The following is an 18,796-nucleotide window of genomic DNA, read 5'->3' as shown; positions in this document are numbered from 1 at the left end:
CGTGGTCCACCACGCGGTATCAGGGCCGGTCACGGGCGGGAGCGGGATTGTCACGATGGAGGGGCATCTTTCTTGATGAGGACTGGTGGCGTTGAGATCTCGAGACACCGTGCCCACCGACTGAGCCGATTTTTCTGCGGCGGGCGACGGTGCCCCGAGGGTCTGTTTCGTGGTCATGACACGGACTCTGATGTCGGATAGATGTCGAGCTCCGTCAGCATGCCTGCGACTGTGTGAGCGATGAAGGTCGCCAGGAAGACGGGGGCGACCAGGCCGAGCACTCCGGCGCTGGCGATCAGGGCGAAACTGACGAGTATCCCAACGGAGAGCAGCGTCACCGCCTCAAGGGGCTTCGCCGCCGTGAGAATGAGTCCTCCTCGAATTGCCGAGATTCCCCGCCGGTCTCGAATAGCCCCGTACCCGACGATGATCGGTGCGGTGAACAGGGTCAGAGCGGTGAGTGCGAATCCCGCACCGCGAGCCACACCGTCGATCTGAATCAGGGCTGCCGAAAGTGTCATCGCGCCCGAGAGGATGAGCGCGACACCGACGTCGCCTTGGGCAAGGCTTTCGACGCGTGGGCGCTCCCCTCTGCTCACTCGAACACCGACGTGCGCGATGCCGGTCGACACCAGGAAGAACGGGAGGGTACTGACTCCGAGAACCCAGGCGGGTGCTCCTGCGAATACTGAGCCGACCACCGGCATGGTGCCCGCGATTGTGATCACGCCTATCGCCAAGGCGGCGGGAAGCTCCCGCCACACCTGGCGGCTCGTGGCGATGAGCCGATGGATGCCACCATCGGTGCGGTGGGCGGCGGAAAGGCTCATCACAGCTTCAGTCCGCTCGACGCGATGGATTGGACAATCCACTTCTGGGCGATCACGAAGACGATAAGTACCGGGATGATTGCCAAGGTGATCCCAGCTGCGATGGTCCCGAGGGATCCCGTCGAGAAACGCCCAGCGAGAAGGACGAGGCCGACCGGGAGTGTCTGCGTCGCGGTGTCGTTGATCATGACCAACGGGAGAAGCAGGTCGTTCCACCAGTACGTAAAGGTGATGATCCCGAGAGTGGCAAGGGCGGGTCCCGACAGCGGCAACATCACCTGGAAGAAGATGCGTGCGTGTCCGGCTCCGTCGATTCGCGCTGCTTCTTCGAGTTCGTACGGCAGGCTGAGGAAGTGTTGTCGCATCAGGAAGATCCCGAACGCGCTGAAGATGGGTGGCAGGATCAGCGCCCACAGGGTGTTGGTCAGGTCGAGTCGTGACATCACGAGGAACAGCGGCACGATCGTGATTTGGATCGGAATCATCAGGGATCCGATGACGATGGCGAACAGCACCCCTCTACCCCGGAAGTTGAGCCGGGCGAATGCGTAGCCGGCTGTCGAACAGGTGATGAGTTGAGCGGCCGTAATCGACGTGGCGACGATCAGTGAGTTCAGCACGAAGTTGGTGAACGGAACCTGCTCGAACACCTTGCCGAAGTTCGCGAGCGTCTGATCGCTCGGCAGGAGCGTCGGCGGTAGTCGATACAACTCGGCGTCACTCGGGGAGAGCGCCGCCCGGAAGATCCACAAGAACGGAGCTGCGATCGCGATCGCAGCGATGGTCAAGGTGCCGAAGGTGAGGATGCGTGATCCGACGCCGGTAACCCGTGCGGAAAGTGGTGACGTCATTCGTAGTGTGTCCATCTCCGGGAGACGCGGAACTGAATCAGCGTGAGCAGGATAAGGATCAGCATCAGCGTGATGCTGATCGTGGAGGCGTAGCCGAGATCAAAGCTCTGGAACGCCGTGTCGTAGATGTACTGAACGACGGTGCGACTGGAGTCTCCCGGGCCTCCCTGCGTGAGCACACGGGGCTCGGCGAATATCTGGAACGCGTTGATGGTGTTGATCACGACAAGGAAAAACACGGTCGGGGATAGCAGTGGCAAGGTGATCCGCCAAAAGCGCTGCCAGGCATTGGCGCCATCGACGATTGCGGCTTCCTTCAGGGATGCGGGGATTGACTGAAGGCCTGCGATGTACACAAGGATCGAGAACCCTAGGGTCTTCCACGAGCTCACGATGATCACAGCGATCGGCGCCCACGCGCTGGAGCCGAGCCAGTCGACTCTGTCGAGTCCGACGAGCCCAAGCCAGTAGTTGATGAGGCCTAAGTCTTTGTTGAACAGGAAGCGCCATATGAGCGCGACGGCCGATGAGGAGACGACGAAGGGGAAGAGAAACGAGAGCCGAAAGAACCCTCGGAGCCATCGAGGCATTCGCGTCTCGAGCAGCACGGCGAGAAGCAGGCCAACGATGATGTTGACGGCCAGAATCGACAAAGCCATGAACGTGGTTGATCGATAGACATCCGCCAGTCGTCTGTCGGTGAATATCCGTTCGAAGTTCTCGGTGCCGATGAACCGCCCGTCGCTCAGAAGGTTCCAGCTGAAGAAGCTGAGGGCGATGACTCCGATAGTCGGAGCCAGAACGAAGATCAGGAAGCTGGCGGCAGACGGGGCAAGGAATGCTGCCGCCGCGAGGCCGTCGCGTTGTCGAGTCATGAGAGCCTCACCGTCGCGAGGGTGGCTGGCAGGGGCTTGCCGCCTGCCTGCCACCCTCGATCAAGGAGCCGAAACATCGGCTCGGATTCGGATGTGTAGCTGTTAGCCGCTGATTAGAGCGGTCAGCTCTGCCTGCAGCTGATCTAGCCCGTCTTCGACTGCAACTTCGCCAGCAAAGATCAGCTGCACGAAACGCAGAACCGTGGCCTCGTACTCCGAATACTGCGCGGGTGCCGGGAAGGGCGAGAGCACTGGGTAGTCGTCGACCGAACCGTAGAAGAGCGCTCCGTTCTGCGGCGGGATTCCTGCGTCCACGGTCTTCTGCGCCGTCGAACGGGTCGTCGGAATCGCGTCGCGCGGAGCCTCGGGAGTTCCGATCAGCGAATCTTGGATCTCTGCGCTTGCCGTGTACTTCTGGAGCTCCCAGGCAAGGTCAGGGTTGGCAGCCGAAGTCAGGATTGCGTACCCATTAGCTCCCGCGACGGTCTGGTAGGTCGCTCCGGTCGGGTAGATCTGGATGTCCCAATCGGTGAAGCCTGCCGGCAGGAAGGTCGCGCTCGGCCAGCGTCCTGCGCCGAACATCGCCACGTTCCCATTCTGGAAGGCCGTGAAGATGTCTCCCATCGGGCTCGGTGCCGGTGCGATGCCATCGTCGATGAGTCCCTTGAGGAAGCTCACCGCCTCGACGACCGGAGCGCTGTTGGCGGTCGCTTCCGTGACGTCGTCGTTGACGAGATTGCCACCAGCGTTGGCAACCCAGGGCAGAATTCCGGGGAAAATTTCGTTCGAGGCCCAGGTGAAACCGAACTGGTCGTTGACTCCGTCGCCGTTGGTGTCGGCAGACAAGGCGGCCGCCGTCTCGCGGAACTCCTCCCACGTCCAGTCGCTCTCCGGATACGGAAGCCCGGCAGCGTCGAAGACCGCGGTGTTGTAGTAGACGACCATGTTGTTCCAGCCGTTAGGTAGCGCCGTGATGTTGCCTTCGACGGCAAAGGAGTCCAGCAGCTCGGAGGCGATGTCGTCTTGGATGGCGGCGGCATCCGGGTCCGACTCCAGGTACTCGTTGATCGGGACGACTAGGCCGTTCTCCGAGAGGAACTTGATGCCCTCAGATGCCGTGAACGCGAGGTCAGGCCGCTCGCCGCTCGCGATAAGGGTAGCAAGGTTCGCGTAGTAGCTGCCCCAGTTGTCGCCAGCGATAGGGGTCAACGTCACCTTGACATCGGGGTTCGCCTCCATGAAGCCGTTCGCGATCGCTTCGTTGCCGGCTTCGGCGGGCGGACCGTAGTTCCAGTATGCGATGTTGAGGGTTTGCTCTTGACCCTCGGGCTCCGCCACTGGAGCGCAGGCCGCGAGCGCCGTCATGGAGAGCGCCGCAGTCACTGCGAGAACGGCACGTGTTCGCTTGCTGTGTTTCATGGTGGGGAGTCCTCTCCGTTGAGAATCGGCTGTCTCCAGTAGAACGGAAGAAATCGATTTCGTCAAGTGCATCTCTTCCGGAGCTCGCGCCCAGTGTTTTGCTGGCTAGAGGCTCAGAAACCGATTGCAGAGCTTCACAAGTCTTGGGGCGGATGTGCCGCCCCCCGCGTGATCTCAGCCCGTAGAACAACGGTTCTTGCGGGCTGTTCGTCGCCGGCGATCCGCTCGAGAAGCATCGTGGCGGCCGTCGTGCCGAGATGGCGAGCGGGAAGGTGTACCTGCGTTATGGCGTCTGCGCGCAACGTCGAGAAGGGCAGGTCGCCGACGATGGCGACACCGAATTCGTCGGGTGAGACACCTGCTTCGGAGAGCGCCTGCAGGGCGCCGACTCCCATCAGGTTGTTGGTCGTCACGACCGAGTCGGGTGGATCGGGAAGGTTCAAGAGTGCGGTCATCGCTTCCCGCCCTCCGTCGACTCGGTAGTTTGCGTGTCGGAGGTAGCGAGCAACGAGATCTCTCTTGCCAGCCTTCTCAAGTGCCTGTCGCCAGCCGAGACTTCTCTCTTCCGTGGCCTCTGTTCCGAGGGGTCCTGCGATGCACGCAACCCGTTCGAAACCCGCTGTGAGGAGTATCGTCGTGGCGTCGGCTCCCGCTGGTCGGTTGTCGACCATGACCGAATCAATATTGAGTCCGGTGTTGCGGTCCACTGCGACCACGGGGCGTCCGCGATCGGTCGCGTGTCGAATATCACCATCTTCGGATGCGGGAGCCAGGATCACGCCCGCCATGTCCTCTGAGTTCGCGATATCCAAGTAGCGCGTCTCCTTCTCCGGATCATCGTCGGTGTTGCACAGCACTACTGAGTAACCGGCTGCTTGCGCTTTGTCCTCGACGCCCCGGGCGAGTGCAGTGAAGAAAGGATTCTCGATATCGGGTATGAGCAAGGCGATGAGTTCAGAACTCTGATTGCGCAGTCGTCGAGCTGTGCGGTTCGGCGTGTACTGCAGTTGGGCCGCCGCCTCACGAACCAGACGGGCCTTCTCGGGCGAGACCGCTGCGCCATTGAGCACCCGCGACACCGTGGCTGGGGAGACGCCAGCCAGCGTCGCGACCTCGTAGATGGTTGCCATGGAACAGGACTCTAGCCCGGATAAATCGATTTCAGGAGTTCGCCCGCGTGTCAAGAGTGCAAACTCTCGTCGGATCGTTTCAGAGAGGCCGCGGTGCCCCCGAAAGCTGACGTCTCGCTGAGCGGTGAGTTCTTCAACACCGTGCAGGATCAGCTCCTGGCGATAATTCCGCACTTACTTCCGAGATGGCCACCTCCTATTTTTTTCACGTCGAGGAGCCTCACGGAGCAAACCGTCCCCGGTTGAGCGATTCCGGCAACCCGCTGGACCCCAATGCTGCGGCGGATCACCGTCATTGTCCCCGTAGGCCAATTGCAGGCTTACGTCCGTCTGACTACAGCGCCGAGGAGGCGCTGCCGCTCCGGCGGGTTCCTGAGGTGCCGTCCGCCTCACGCGTGATCGTGACTGTCGACGGGACCGATCTTTGACAGCTTCAGCTGTCCGACTCCGTGAGCGCGGGTGTTCTCCCACCCGCCGCGGATTGAGAACGCGGCACGGGGGAACTCGGCGCTTTGCCGTGCTGTCTTTTTCTTGCTCCGCGGGCGCCCCAACCGAGGGCCGTTGCGGCGACCACTAGTCGAGGCAATGAACGACTGGTGACCGGTGGCCGCGCGAGTAACCGACCCGCGAAACACGCCGGAAGGAAACTCCTTCAGCCACGCGGTTTCGGGATTTGCGCGGCCGTCGGTTACGACAAGTCTCTGACCTGTGTACCCGGAGAGGTGACCGTGACCGGCCTCGTAGGAGGCACGAGCTCTGGCGATGTACTCGTTGTGAACCCAACGCGTAGCGCCAAACAAGCGATTCAACGCCGCCGTCATGGACGGGGGACTGCTGCAGGGACGTGCAACGACACAGCTCCGTCCAAAGATTCATGTCCCTGAACATCCCGGTGTGACTCGTAGCCCCGACTCCGAATCTTTCGGAACCGCAATGCGGATATGGAGCGCGGACAGAGCAACGCAGGCGAAGCGGCAGCCCCAATTGAGCGTTGAGACAGTGCCTCAATCCGCTGACGAGTCACCCCTCAAGGACAGCGTGGCCTGCGATACTTCCCTCACCCGCGGAGAGAAGTCACTTGCGAGGATCTCCAATGAGTGGGTTGGCGTGCGCAGATTCGCAGCGACGATTCCTCGCACGCCTTCGGAGTCATCCAGCGCGAGACTCGCTAGGTCGGTTTCCGGCGTCTGCGAATGAGCGGCCAAGGCCCCGCGGACAAGCGGGTCATTGTGACGAGCCAACTGCGACAGGACAACGCTCGGGGTGCGGGGATTGCGGGCGACAAAGACGACGGTATCCGGCTGCTGCGAAAGACGGAGCAACACCTCGGCCGATACGGGCGGGTGTGAGGCCACCGCTTGCCGAACACCCTGATGCCAGCGATTGTCGCTGCGATCAAGCTGATCGATCAGTTTGCGCTGCTCTGGCGTATAGATGATGGGCCAGGCGCCTTCGGGGCCCAACCGTGAGCGGGCACGTGTGCCAGGAGTACTGAGTCTCGCCTTTGTGGGAACTTCGACGAGTGCGCCGAGCGAACTCGTCGGTATGTTCGGATGCAATGCGACTGCGAGTGCAACTTCCTCGTCTGGTTCCCGCTCGAGCAGGATCAGCGCTTCAGTGGGCGTGGCTGGATTCGACGCCACGGCTCCACGCACCGTCGCTACCCCGTCCGACGCAAGGGTTGTCAGAACACCCATCGGAGTTGCTGGATGAGATGCGACTGCTTCTCGGACCTGAGAGCTCTTGTCACGCGCCAGATTCGCAAGGGTAGCCGCCGACGTAGAGGAGTTCTTCGCGACCGATTCACGCACCTGCCCAAACGGCGACTGCGCCAGCGCATGAAGCGCTTTCGACCCAAGGGTAGTGTCTGCAGCCAAATCGCAAAGACTGACAACGCTGCCCTGCCCGACATTATGAGTCTGGTTGAACTCTCCCATTCCCAATGCATCCAACATTGCGGCCCCGGGGGTGTAACCGTTGCGCGCGGCGGCTAGACGCACTGACTCGTCGGGGTCCGCGACAAGCATGCGTAGGACTCCGCGACTTAAGCCAGGCTTGCTCGCGACAGAGGCACGAATCTGAACGTGGGGTGAGGAGGCGACAGCCTCAAGCGCAGCCAGGGATAACGTGCCGCGCGCGACGGCCTCCGCGATTGCACGCGTGACATCGGGGTGTGGGTCCGCCGCAAGAGACGCAATCAAAGCGGGAGCAGTGTTGGAGTTGCCCGCCACGGCTGCGCGCACGAGAGACGAGGGATCCTTCCCGAGCGTCTCCAACCACTCCGTCTTGGCGTTTTCGTCCCGAGCAACCGCAGCGCGCGACTCGGCATTGTCTGCGTCGATTGAATCGCCCCGGGTCTCGTGGAGGGCCTGATGTGTCCCGGGGCGATTCACCATCATCAACGCCGCCACCGGCGAACTACTCCGAGAACTCACCATCGACACCAGCCGCGACTATCAACCAACCGGGCGACCCAAAGGCCCCCAAGAACACAGAAAACGCAGAAAACCCCCGAACCAAGAGGTTCGAGGGTTTCCTATGTCCTGAGACAGGACATGGCGGGCTCCTTGCGAAACTCGACAGAGCCCGGCATATCAGGGGGACTGCGAACCACCTACCGAATTCATCCTCTGGGCCCGCGCAAAAAATCCCCTGGGATACGCAGCCGCATCAACGAGGTGCACTCGATCGGTTAGGGATCTCGCGTGGTCCTCCTCCTTGCGGCGCCGACTTACGGACCCGAGATCGGCAGTCACCTGAGTCTTCAGTAGTCCCTCGGACCGCAGCCGCTGGCTAAATCGCACTGTCGACAGCGACACCAATTCCATTCGTCAAGGCAAGCGGGACTGTAGCGGATGCATCGAGCGCAACAGCCTATTCAACGCATGGGGCTGCAGGTGCCACTGCCGCGTGGGTCACGTAGACGACGACAGCGGACCGCGCGCGGACCGCGCGGGCAGCTTCGGCACGCGGAACCGCACACGCAGGCGGTCCACGAGAAGTGCCACGATGAGCAACACGCCCAGCAGAATGTCTTGGACATAGCCCTGGACACGAATGAGGTCCATGCCATTGCTTAACAGGATGATAAAAAGGGCGCCCATGACGGCACCGGAGACGCGACCTTCCCCGCCGGACAGAGCGATGCCTCCGATCACGGCGGCGATGATGGACTGCAAGGGATACTGAATGCCGATATTGGCCTCGCCCGTAGAGACACGAGCGGTGAGCATGACGCCGACCAGCCCGGCGAACAGGCTTCCCAAGATCATCATGGAAAGAATCGTGCGACCCACGTTCACGCCCGACTGGAACGCCGCACTCGCGTTTCCACCGACCGCATAGGCCCGACGGCCAAGGCGAGTCCAGTTGAGGAGCACGTAGGCGAAGACAATTATGAAGATGTAGACGAGCGTTGGAAACGGGATTCCGGCCACGGACGACGTGCCGAAGTACGTCGTGAACTCGCTAGGCAACCCAACGACGGGAATGCCGCCGGCGACAAGAAGCGCGACGCCGACCGCGGCCGAACCCATGCCCAGCGTGACCATGAATGACGAGATCTTGAAGTAGCCGATCAGGACGCCATTGATGATGCCTACGGTGAGCCCGATCATGAGCCCTGCGATGACACCTACCAGGATCGCCTGTGGGACGCTGGCTCCTGACCCGGTGGCCGAAACCATCACGGATGCACATACGACGGAGGAAAGTGCAACGGTGCCGCCGTTGGAGAGATCGTAGTTGCCGGTGATCAGGTAGAACATCTGCCCAATGACAACGATGCCGATGAAGCTGACCTGGCGCACAACGTTGATGATGTTTTCGGGCGATACGAAGCGTGGCTCCGTGACAGCGAAGGCAACGATGAGCACCACCAAGAGAATCGGCAGGATCCCATAGTTGACGAACTGGCTCCTCAGGAACCGTCGCACAAAGCCTTCACCCGTGTCGGCATTGCGGGGTGCCACCTCGGGAGCGCGCTCCGACTCGGTCACCTTCTGATTGCTCATGATGCGGCTTCCTTGCTTTCCATGAAGAAGTAGGGCAGTACGTTGTCTTGGGTCAATTGGTCGCCGGTGAACTCACCGACGACAGCTCCATCGGCAATCACGTAGGCGCGATGCACGAGGCCGACGATCTCCGGAAGGTCCGACGAGATTACGAGAACTGCCGCACCTGTCTCTGCCAGGGCCTTGATGGCTGCGTAAATTTCGGCCCGGGCCCCGACATCCACACCCGCGGTGGGCTCATCAAAGACGTGGATCGCGTAGTCCTGTGTGAAACCGCGGGCCAGTACGATCTTCTGCTGGTTACCACCCGAGAACGTTCCCGGCAGGCTCTCGGGGTGATTCGGCCGCAGCGACATCTGGGAGAGCACTCGGTTGGCGGCCAGCCGCTCGGCCTTCCGATCAACGAACCCGAGCCGCGTCCATGAGTCGATCGCCGAGAGGGTGACATTTTCGAACGCGGCCAACGTCGGTACAAGCCCGTCCCTTTTGCGGTCCGCTGGGTAGTAGATGACCTTTTGGCCAATACGTGACCGAGGTGTTCCGGCAGGCAGGACTTGCGCGTCGACGAAGATCGCCCCTCTCTGAAGAGCGGCAAGGCCGAATACCGCACGTCCTACATCGCCCTTTCCCGATCCGACGAGTCCTGTCACTCCGACCACCTCGCCCCGGCGGACAGTGAGTGAGGCGCCGCGGAGCTGTGAGGTGCTGACGTCCCTAAGTTCGAGGCCGCCGTCCCGGGGCTTGTGGGGAATATCGGGGAATAGAGCCTCGACCTTCCGTCCGACCATTAGGGTCACGAGCTCATCATCGGTGACCTCGTCGATTGGGAGGGTATCGATGATCATGCCATCGCGCATCACCGTCACGGTGTCCCCGATCTCCCGGATCTCACCAAGACGGTGCGTGATGTAAATGATCGCGAGCCCTTCGGCCTTCAACCGACGGACGATTTCGAAGAGCCTGTCGGTCTCCTCCGCGGTGAGCGAGGCGGTCGGCTCATCGAGAATCAGGAGCCGAGCCGAATCTTGCAACGCTCGAGCGATCTCGACCACTTGCTGATCAGCCCGACTCAACTCTCGCGCCATCGTGTCGAGTGAAATACGTGATCCAGCCTGCGCGAACGCAGCCACGGCGGCCTTGCGATTCTCACGGCGATTCAAGAATCCTGCCCGGAGCTGCTCCCTGCCAAGAGTGAGGTTCTCTGCAACGGAGAGGGTGCCGACGAGCGCGGGTTCCTGGAATACCGCAGAGATTCCTAGCTCACGCGCCCTCTGGGGGCTGACCAGGTCAGCCCCCAGGCCGTTGAGTTCGACGGTGCCCTCAGTCGGCTTGTGCACGCCTGCGAGGACATTTATCAGCGTCGACTTGCCCGCTCCGTTCTCCCCGAAGAGGACGTGGACCTCGCCGGGGTGGAAGTCAATGCTGACATTTTCGAGAGCGACTACTGCCTGGAAGCTCTTCGTGATGTTGCGCACCGACACAACGGGTACGGAGTCAAGTCGACGACTCATCTGGGGCTCCTAATTCACCGAGAAGGTCGGCTGGAATCCCTCGGGCGCCAAGTTGAGTTCCTTGACGAGGCTATCGAGGTTATTCTCGGCTCCGGCGGCGGGACCGCAAATGACGTTGGCCGCCATGGCGAGGTGCTCGCCCCCATTGAACGGCTGACCCTCAAGCACACGCAGAGCCATGTCGACGACGATGCGGCCAAGAATTAGGTCGTTCCCTGCGCTCGAGCAGGTCGCCGTTCCCGACTCCAGAAGCGCGAATACTTCGGGAGTGAAGTAATAAGACGCGGTCTGGACCGCGCCTGTCATGCCGCGCTCAGTCAGCGGACCGACTGCGGCGTCGACGGTCGTCGCGCTACCGATGATGTAGTTCATGTCCGGGTACGCCGAAAGCGCGTTCTCCACCAGGTTCAACTGGACGTCCTTACCGGTGTCGCCGTATGAGACACCGAGCACTTCGACGTTGCTGCCCTCCGTTTGCGCCTCAAAGCACGACATCAGCTGCTCGAGCGAACCGACGCCCGCCGGCCCAGGGAACCAAACAGCCTTCACGTCGTCACCGGTCGCTGCCAGGTGTCGACCGAGGTTGCCGCCCAGCGTGCAGTAGTCGAAGAGCGCGCGGCCGTTGACCGCAGTCGACGTCACACCGTTTACCGAATCAATGACCGGAATACCGCTGGCCACAATTTCTTCGATCTTCGAGTTGAGCGCCTCGTTGGAGACCGCACTCACGATGACGGCGTCGGCACCGTTCGCGACACAATTGGACAGCTGATCGAGTTGCTTCGCGATCTCGGTGTAGCCGCCAGCCTCGTAGATCTGCAGCGACACACCCGTTCGCTCTGCCTCGGCCACCAGGCTTGCGTTGATGCCAAGCCAGTAAGAATCCTTGAGGTGGGGAATCACTGCGCACAGGTCCCACTGCTCAGTGATCTCGGACGTCGCGAGTGGCGTGTAGACGCTCGGAGTGCGCGCTCCAGTGCACCCCGGCTCATTGCAGTCAATGACCTCCACTGGCATTGCCCAGTCGTCGGCCGTGACCGCCGCAATTAGCGACTCGCCACTGTTCAAGGTCGGGTCAGCGAAGAGCCCGTTGACTTCCTCTACTGCAGGCAAGGGCGCGGGCTGCTCGCCGCGGTCGGTGGCACCACCGGTGGCAGTGGTGCATCCCGTAAACACGAAAGCCGCGGCCAGAAACGTGGCCGAGAGTGCAAATGGTCGACTAGATGTGCGCATGAAATTCTCCTTTGAATTTGCAGCTGCGAGATGTTGATCGAGAGGCTTGCTATGGGTTGTACGTGATGGGATTCAAAGCTCTTCGTACTTGAAGTCGGTCGATTCCTCGCCGTCCGGATTCGGCCCGTAGACAGTGAGCATGCGGGCGAACTTCGGGGCCCAGTATCGACCCAGCTTGCCGGCCGGTACCGTCGCGGAGTCCCCGACCTGCAACACCACTTCCTCGCCATCCACAGAAATGTGCAGCTCGCCCTCAAGCACGTAGTTGTACTCCGCATGCGGGTGGAAGTCTTCCCAAGCGGCACCCTCCAGCGACCACTCGGAGATCACCGGGTCGATCCAACCCTCTTTCGACCTTGGGACGATCGCATGGCTGCGCATCCGTGGCCAGTTCTCGCGGAAGATGGGCGCCTGGGTCGCCGGATAGAAATCGATTTGGGCATCACCTTGAGACATCTTTGTCCTCCCTCGCTGTCGTGACCAACAGCTGGTCACGGCACAGAAGCTATCGCGGACAACTGTCTATGTCAAGCGTCCCAGACAGCTGTCCGTGTTGGCGTCGCTCAGGTCGCCCGCTCAGGGTCGCCCCTTCATCTTCCCTGAGGCGCCGAGGCGATCATGTTGTGAACGAGATGGAAAAAGTTCTCCCGGTGAACCGGGAGCTCGGGTTGGAGGATGAATTGAAGGCTGCATCCGTCGAAGATCGCGAGTAACAGCCGAACGAACCTCGGCGCATCGAGCGACTTGTCCGGATACTCGTTGGAGAAAGACGCGCTGAAAAGATCGGCGAGCTCGTCTTCATAGCCGGTGTAAATCAGCGAACTGATGGCGGTCGAATCCTCGTGGCGCTTAGCCCAGAGGACCAGTTCGATTTGCGCCAGTACGTCTTCAGGCGTGCGCTCCAGGTCGGCCCAGAACATCTCGGCGAAGGTGTTTACAGTGGCGCTGAAGCCCTGGCCTGCGGGAATGTGCGCCGCGTACTCGACCATATTTGATAGCCAACGGAGGACGGCCGCCTGGATGAGTGCTTCCTTGTTCTCGAAACAGTAGTGCACGGTCGCCAACGAGGCTTGGGCCCGTTTCGCAACACTGCGCAGCGTGATGGATTGAACACCATTTGCCCGCATTTCCCCGATCGTCGCCTCGATCAGTTGATGACGCCGATCGTCAAGCGAGACTCTGGAACTGGCCATGTGACTTTTGATCCTCTCGCGCTGCTATGCGCGACCTGCAACAGGCCGCGCCCCTGCCAGCCTAGCGACCGTACGCCAGGGTGGGCCTCGATCCCCACGCACCTGGTCATCCGTCTTGGACGCTTGACTTGGACGCACGACCAACATTAGCATCCACTCAACGCGTCGGGAAAAGTGCCTCGTGGCTGACCAGCGGTCACGTGGCGAGAAGGCTGGAGCGCGCTTGATCTCTCAACGTCGAGCGCGGGGCCTCCCGCGAGCGACCATGTCATCCCGGAGGAAACCATGTCCCATCAGCAACCCGCACACTTCATTGACGGCGAGTGGGTCGCCCCGCTCGATGGCGGAACGCGCACGATCATCAATCCCGCAACCGGCGAGGCCATCGCGGTCGTCGCCGAGGGGTCGCCCAGTGATGTAGACAGAGCGGTTGATGCGGCGCAGCGCGCGTTCCGTGCGTGGAGGAAGACCACCCCACGCGAGCGGTCACTCGCTCTTGAAGAGTTCGCCGCACGAGTTGAATCACGAAAGGAAGAGCTCATCCAGCAGGAGGCCCTCAACGGTGGCAAGCCTCTCTTCGGAGCGAGATGGGAGATCGAAGACTTCGTGATCGACGGCCTAAAGTTCTTCGCGGGGGCCGCCCGACACCTGGATGGGATCGCCTCCGCAGACTACCAAGCGGGGCGCACCAGCAGCCTGCGTCGAGAGCCCCTGGGTGTCATCGCTGGGATCGTTCCGTGGAACTACCCCGCCGAAATCGCAGCGTGGAAAATCGGGCCGGTTCTTGCGGCGGGAAACACTCTCGTATTGAAGCCTTCCGAAGGCACGCCACTGTCGGCACTACTACTGGCCGAGATCGCCGCGGATTGCCTTCCGCCCGGAGTGCTCAACCTCGTACTGGGGGACGGAGTTGTCGGTGCGGCAATGGCTGAGCACCCCGGCATTGCCGGTATCTCCGTCACCGGATCAGAGCGCACCGGAGTAGCGGTTGCCGAACGCGCCGCGCGGAATCTCAAACACGTCGACCTGGAGCTCGGCGGCAACGCACCGGTCGTAGTCTTTTCGGACGCGGAACTGCCCCTCCTCATCGAAACGCTGCGGATGGGCACTTTCTACAACGCAGGCCAGGACTGCACGGCCGCCACACGGCTTCTCGTCCACGCCAGCGTGTACGACAAATTCCTCACTGCCGCAACGGCCATGACCGAGAGCATCGTGTACGGGGACCCCCTCGCCGAGGGCAACGGCGACGTTGAAATGGGCCCGCTCGCCACTGAGGTGCAACGCGAGCGGGTCGACTACTTCGTCCGGAATGCCGTCGCGGCCGGGTCTCGTGTCGTCACCGGCGGGCGCAAGGTCGATGGCCCCGGCTACTTCTATCAGCCCACCATTGTTGACAAAGTGCGCCAGGAGGACCCCATCGTGCAGGAAGAGGTCTTCGGACCGCTGATGACGGTGCAATCGTTCGAGTCGGAGGAAGAAGCCATCATGCTCGCCAACGGGGTTCGGCAGGGCCTGTCGGCTTCTGTGTGGACCCAGAACGTGGGGGTGGCAACCCGAGTAAGCAACGAGCTGGATTTCGGAACAGTATGGGTGAACGAGCACCTCCCCCTCGTCTCCGAACTGCCCCACAGCGGACACAAGATGTCGGGCTACGGGCACAGCATGTCTCGATACAACCTCGAGCAGTACACCTCAACGAAGCACATAATGGTGCGCCACGATCGTTAGCGCGATCCCGTCCGGCGACGTCGAGCCGGGAGCGGACCCGGTTCAAGGATGTGACGTCTCTCTTTCCTCTTCGCGGATGCGATGGTGTCTGGCGACTGCCCAGGACTCGTACGACAGTTTTCTCGTCACCCTTCATCTTGTCCTCGCAGACCTCATGAAGTGGCGCACTCACTCGAGCGCCTAGGGACGCGAACGGGACTGTTGAACGTCCTGGTGACTCATCTTCTTAGACCGCGGACGCAGCCCGTGTGGTCATGATTGTTTCGAACTCGACCGGGGTCAAGCGGCCCAGTGCTCGCCGCCGTCGACGCCGGTGGTAGGTCCGCTCGATCCAGGTCACGATCGCCAGGCGCAGGTCTGCCCGCGTTGCCCAATTGCGACTGTTGAGCACGTTCTTCTGCAGTAGCGCGAAGAACGACTCCACGGCTGCGTTGTCGCCAGCCGACCCGACTCGGCCCATCGAGCCGACGAGCCCGTGACGGTCCAGTTCTGCCTGGAACCGCCTGGAACGAAATTGTCCAGACTCAACCGGTCGATGCAACACCGGCTTGTTGGAGCAACAGTAGCTGCTCGTTGAAGGCCTCGGCGGGTGTCTTCCAACCGAGCGTCTTGCGGGGCCTGGTGTTGAGCGCGTGAGCGACGGCTTCGATCTCCTCGGCCGACCAGCAGGACAGGTCGGTGCCCTTGGGGAAGTACTGACGCAGCAGCCCATTGGTGTTCTCATTCGTGCCGCGCTGCCAGGGCGACTGCGGATCAGCGAAGAAGACCGGGAAGCCTGTTTCGACAGTGAACCTGGCGTGCGCGGACATCTCTTTGCCGCGATCCCAGGTCAACGACCTCGCCAGTTGGGCCGGCAGTGTCGACATCGTGCTCGCCAACGCGTTCTTCATCGTGATCGCGCCGTAGCCGGCCAGTGCGGGGCCGTTCTTGGGTGTCTCCTTGTGCCGGTAACCCTCCTCCCGCGGCAGGTGCACCAGCATTGTGAACCTCGTCGTGCGGTCGACGACGGTGCCAATTGCGGAGCGCTCCAGCCCGATCAGCAGATCCCCCTCCCAGTGGCCGGGAACAGCGCGGTCCTCGGCTTCTGCAGGACGTTCGCTGATCAGCGTTCCGGGAGTGACGTGCGCCCACGTCTTGCGCCGCGATCGTTCCCGCGGCGCACGTAGCGCTCGGCCGGTGCGTAGACACCAGACCAGTTCACGCTTGAGCGCGCCTCGGCCCTGAATGTAGAGCGATTGGTAGATCGCCTCGTGGCTAATGCGCATGGACTCATCATCTGGGAAGTCGACCTTCAGCCGGCTGCTGATCTGCTCCGGGCTCCACGCCGTGGACCACCCGCGGTGCTTGCGGTGCGGCTTGTTGATCCCCGTGAATCGCGGAGGCTCTGGACCGACGATCACCTTGCCGTTGGACGTTGTGATCTGGCCCGACAGTCTCTCGTGGACGTAGGCATGCAACCGGACGTTCATGACCAGCTTCGCGGCCTTCGGGCGTTTCGCGGCCATGTCGGCCTTCCATTGCGCGACCGATGCTCGATACCCGCGACTTCCGTAGCGGACGGCCGCGTTTCGGCGCAGCTCTCGGGAGATCGTTCCCGGATCGCGGCCAATAGTTCGAGCGATCTCACGCACCCCCTTTTCCTGAGCACGCAGCAGCGCGATCTCCTCACGCTCAGCGAACGACAGGTAGCGCCCTGTTGGCTTGAACTGCAGATCGAACGGCGGCATGCCGCCAGCGTTGCGGAACCATCGCTGACCGACCGCTTGCGCCACGCCGACCACGGCAGCGGCCTCGATGGGCAGCAGCCCCTTGGCGATCTCGGCCCAGAACGCTACCTCGACATGCCGTTGAAACTTCGGATGCCCGGGCGACCGGAGCTTCGGTCGGATCGCCCGATCCGCTGCCTGTTGACGACGAACCATCTGACACCTCCATGATCACGAGGTGTTGCGACGACCGATTGAATCCGCCATCGCGTTCGCCTCACGCAGCTCACGATTCTCCCGCTCCAACTTGCGGATCCTCTCCCACTCGCTGGTAGTCGCACCGTCGCGGCCGCCGGCATCAACCTGCGCCTGCCGCACCCAGCGGCGAAGGGACTCGGCGCCGAAACCGAGCCGGGAAGCGACCGTCTAACAGGCCGTGGTGAGGTTCGGATACTGATCGAGATGGTCAAGCACCAGACGCACTGCGCGCTGCCTGGTCTCCTCCGGGATCTTCTTGGGCATGATGAACATTGTCCTTCCAGACCCGAAAGGAAACGGCATCAAACCGGGGACGGTGCACGCTTGAGCTCGCGAACTTCAGCCTCGAGCTACTTGATGCGCTTGGCCTCACTCGTGGTTGTCCCGGGCCGCTGCCCGGCATCGATCTCGGCCTACTTCGCCCACCCCCGAAGGGTGTCAGCATTAACGCCGGTGCGCTGGCCGATCCGGATCACCGCCGCGTTCAGCGACAACTCCGGATCCTCACGACGGGCTTCCTGCACGAGCCTGACGGCTCATTCCCGCAACTCCAGCGGATACTTCCTTAACGCTGGTACGACTTGATCCTCTCGGGGAATCAAGCGGGACTGTCTGAATAACGGTGTGTGGGGTCCGGCCTGATCCGAAAGGAGACGGCCGTGGCTGACACGACCGAGTTGTTGGAAGACGCGATGATCGATCCCGTGACGGGAGAGATTATCGATCAGAAGGACCTTGCCGAGCGGTTGCTCGCGCAGGCGAAGGAGCAGGGCGTGAGCCTGGTCGGCCCGGGAGGGCTGCTGAACCAGCTCACGAAGAACGTCCTCGAGACGGCGTTGAACGCGGAGCTGACCGAGCATCTCGGGCACCAGCATGGCGGGACGCCTGCCGGGTCGAACATGCGCAACGGGACACGGACGAAGACGGTTCTCACCGAGATCGGCCCCGTGGAGATCGAGGTCCCCCGGGATCGCGACGGGTCGTTCGAACCGGTGATCGTCCCCAAGCGGAAGCGTCGCCTGGACGGGATCGATCAGATCGTGCTGTCGCTCAGCGCCCGCGGACTCACGACCGGGGAGATCGCCGCGCACTTCGACGAGGTCTACGACGCGAAGGTCTCCAAAGACACCATCAGCCGGATCACGGAGAAGGTGGCCGGTGAGCTCGCGGAATGGTCCTCCCGACCGTTGGACCCGATCTACCCGGTGATCTTCGTCGACGCGATCGTCGTCAAGGTCCGTGACGGGCAGGTCCGCAACACCCCGTTCTACGTCGTCATGGGCGTCACCGTGCACGGGGAACGCGACATCCTCGGGATCTGGGCCGGCGACGGCGCAGAAGGCGCGAGGTTCTGGCTGCAGGTGTTCACCGAGCTGAAGAACCGTGGCGTCGAGGACGTGTTCATCGCCGTCTGCGACGGGCTGAAGGGACTCCCCGAAGCGATCAATACCACCTGGGAGCGGACGGTCGTGCAGCAGTGCATCGTGCACCTGATCCGCAACAGCTTCCGCTACGCCGGCCGCCAGCACCGTGACGCGATCGTGAAGGGACTCCGACCCGTCTACACAGCCCCGTCCGAGGCTGCGGCCCGGGACCGGTTCGCCGAGTTCGCGGCCGAGTGGGGCGGCAGGTATCCGGCGATCGTGCAGCTATGGGAGAACGCGTGGGCCGAGTTCGTGCCGTTCCTCGAGTACGACGTCGAGATCCGAAAGGTGATCTGCACGACCAACGCGATCGAGTCGATCAATGCCCGCTACCGGCGAGCGGTCCGCGCCCGCGGACACTTCCCGAACGAGGCCGCGGCGCTGAAGTGTCTCTACCTTGTGACCCGGTCACTTGACCCCACCGGGGGCGGCAGGGCACGCTGGGCGATCAGGTGGAAGCCCGCGCTCAACGCGTTCGCGATCACCTTCGCCGGACGGTTCGACAGAACCAATCACTGAAAACCGCCGGACCTCACACACCGTTTAACGGACACTCCCAATCAAGCCCTCCATCAAACCCGGGGCGATTCACTAGCTCGATGGCGATGGAGGTATTGCGCGC

The 18,796-nt window shown here is 62.1% G+C and carries 14 protein-coding genes and 2 pseudogenes; 2 read left to right on the top strand and 14 right to left on the bottom strand.

Annotation, left to right across the window (positions count from 1 at the left end; genetic code table 11):
- Nucleotides 1–173 precede the first annotated feature (173 nt).
- From CPY97_RS12930 to CPY97_RS12885, 11 genes are all read right to left on the bottom strand, one after another.
- Nucleotides 174–830 (bottom strand): hypothetical protein, encoded by a 657-nt coding sequence (locus CPY97_RS12930; RefSeq protein ID WP_096423180.1) that lies wholly within the window; start codon nucleotides 828–830, stop codon nucleotides 174–176.
- The gene (locus CPY97_RS12925; RefSeq protein ID WP_161494141.1) at nucleotides 830–1,681 is read right to left on the bottom strand and encodes a carbohydrate ABC transporter permease; all 852 of its coding nucleotides are present in this window, start codon (nucleotides 1,679–1,681) and stop codon (nucleotides 830–832) included. Before CPY97_RS12925 ends, CPY97_RS12930 begins: the two co-directional genes overlap by 1 nt.
- Nucleotides 1,678–2,556, bottom strand: a complete 879-nt coding sequence (locus tag CPY97_RS12920) for a carbohydrate ABC transporter permease (protein ID WP_096423178.1) — start codon at nucleotides 2,554–2,556, stop codon at nucleotides 1,678–1,680. The genes CPY97_RS12925 and CPY97_RS12920 overlap by 4 nt, the downstream gene beginning before the upstream one ends.
- 102 nt (nucleotides 2,557–2,658) lie before the next feature.
- A complete protein-coding gene (locus CPY97_RS12915; protein ID WP_161494140.1) occupies nucleotides 2,659–3,921 on the bottom strand; it encodes an ABC transporter substrate-binding protein in 1,263 nt (420 codons plus the stop codon).
- Between the two features lie 188 nt (nucleotides 3,922–4,109).
- Nucleotides 4,110–5,279: a LacI family DNA-binding transcriptional regulator gene (locus tag CPY97_RS12910; protein WP_231923959.1), complete on the bottom strand. Its 1,170-nt coding sequence runs from the start codon at nucleotides 5,277–5,279 to the stop codon at nucleotides 4,110–4,112.
- Between the two features lie 830 nt (nucleotides 5,280–6,109).
- The gene (locus CPY97_RS13340) at nucleotides 6,110–7,132 is read right to left on the bottom strand and encodes a hypothetical protein (RefSeq protein WP_150129277.1); all 1,023 of its coding nucleotides are present in this window, start codon (nucleotides 7,130–7,132) and stop codon (nucleotides 6,110–6,112) included.
- 888 nt (nucleotides 7,133–8,020) lie between these two features.
- The gene (locus CPY97_RS12905) at nucleotides 8,021–9,118 is read right to left on the bottom strand and encodes an ABC transporter permease (protein ID WP_096423175.1); all 1,098 of its coding nucleotides are present in this window, start codon (nucleotides 9,116–9,118) and stop codon (nucleotides 8,021–8,023) included.
- Entirely contained in the window at nucleotides 9,115–10,629 is a 1,515-nt protein-coding gene (locus tag CPY97_RS12900; protein ID WP_096423174.1) for a sugar ABC transporter ATP-binding protein, read from the bottom strand. The genes CPY97_RS12905 and CPY97_RS12900 overlap by 4 nt, the downstream gene beginning before the upstream one ends.
- 9 nt (nucleotides 10,630–10,638) lie before the next feature.
- Nucleotides 10,639–11,646: a TMAO reductase system periplasmic protein TorT gene (torT, locus tag CPY97_RS12895; protein WP_269457857.1), complete on the bottom strand. Its 1,008-nt coding sequence runs from the start codon at nucleotides 11,644–11,646 to the stop codon at nucleotides 10,639–10,641.
- Between the two features lie 288 nt (nucleotides 11,647–11,934).
- On the bottom strand, nucleotides 11,935–12,318 hold the full coding sequence (locus CPY97_RS12890; protein WP_231923958.1) for a cupin domain-containing protein: 384 nt from the start codon (nucleotides 12,316–12,318) through the stop codon (nucleotides 11,935–11,937).
- A 134-nt stretch (nucleotides 12,319–12,452) separates the two neighbouring features.
- Nucleotides 12,453–13,055, bottom strand: a complete 603-nt coding sequence (locus tag CPY97_RS12885; protein WP_096423172.1) for a TetR/AcrR family transcriptional regulator — start codon at nucleotides 13,053–13,055, stop codon at nucleotides 12,453–12,455.
- Nucleotides 13,056–13,340: 285 nt separating this feature from the next.
- On the opposite strand from CPY97_RS12885, the gene CPY97_RS12880 reads away from it, so the two are divergent.
- Nucleotides 13,341–14,786 carry an aldehyde dehydrogenase family protein gene (locus CPY97_RS12880; protein WP_096423171.1) on the top strand — a complete coding sequence of 482 codons (1,446 nt, stop codon included), beginning with the start codon at nucleotides 13,341–13,343 and terminating at the stop codon, nucleotides 14,784–14,786.
- 226 nt (nucleotides 14,787–15,012) lie between these two features.
- Here the strand turns inward: CPY97_RS12880 and CPY97_RS12875 are convergent.
- From CPY97_RS12875 to CPY97_RS12865, 3 genes and pseudogenes are all read right to left on the bottom strand, one after another.
- Nucleotides 15,013–15,303, bottom strand: a pseudogene (locus tag CPY97_RS12875) (integrase core domain-containing protein); the annotation flags it as partial.
- Nucleotides 15,304–15,310: 7 nt separating this feature from the next.
- A complete protein-coding gene (locus tag CPY97_RS12870) occupies nucleotides 15,311–16,708 on the bottom strand; it encodes an IS30 family transposase (RefSeq protein WP_096423170.1) in 1,398 nt (465 codons plus the stop codon).
- Nucleotides 16,709–16,762: 54 nt separating this feature from the next.
- Nucleotides 16,763–16,915, bottom strand: a pseudogene (locus tag CPY97_RS12865) (transposase); the annotation flags it as partial.
- 527 nt (nucleotides 16,916–17,442) lie between these two features.
- On the opposite strand from CPY97_RS12865, the gene CPY97_RS12860 reads away from it, so the two are divergent.
- Nucleotides 17,443–18,693 carry an IS256 family transposase gene (locus CPY97_RS12860; RefSeq protein ID WP_096423302.1) on the top strand — a complete coding sequence of 417 codons (1,251 nt, stop codon included), beginning with the start codon at nucleotides 17,443–17,445 and terminating at the stop codon, nucleotides 18,691–18,693.
- Nucleotides 18,694–18,796 lie beyond the last annotated feature (103 nt).

The organism is Microcella alkaliphila (assembly GCF_002355395.1).
Lineage (GTDB): Bacteria > Actinomycetota > Actinomycetes > Actinomycetales > Microbacteriaceae > Microcella > Microcella alkaliphila_A.
Note: the sequence above shows the minus strand (reverse complement) of the source record. Positions and strands in the feature narration are given on the sequence as shown.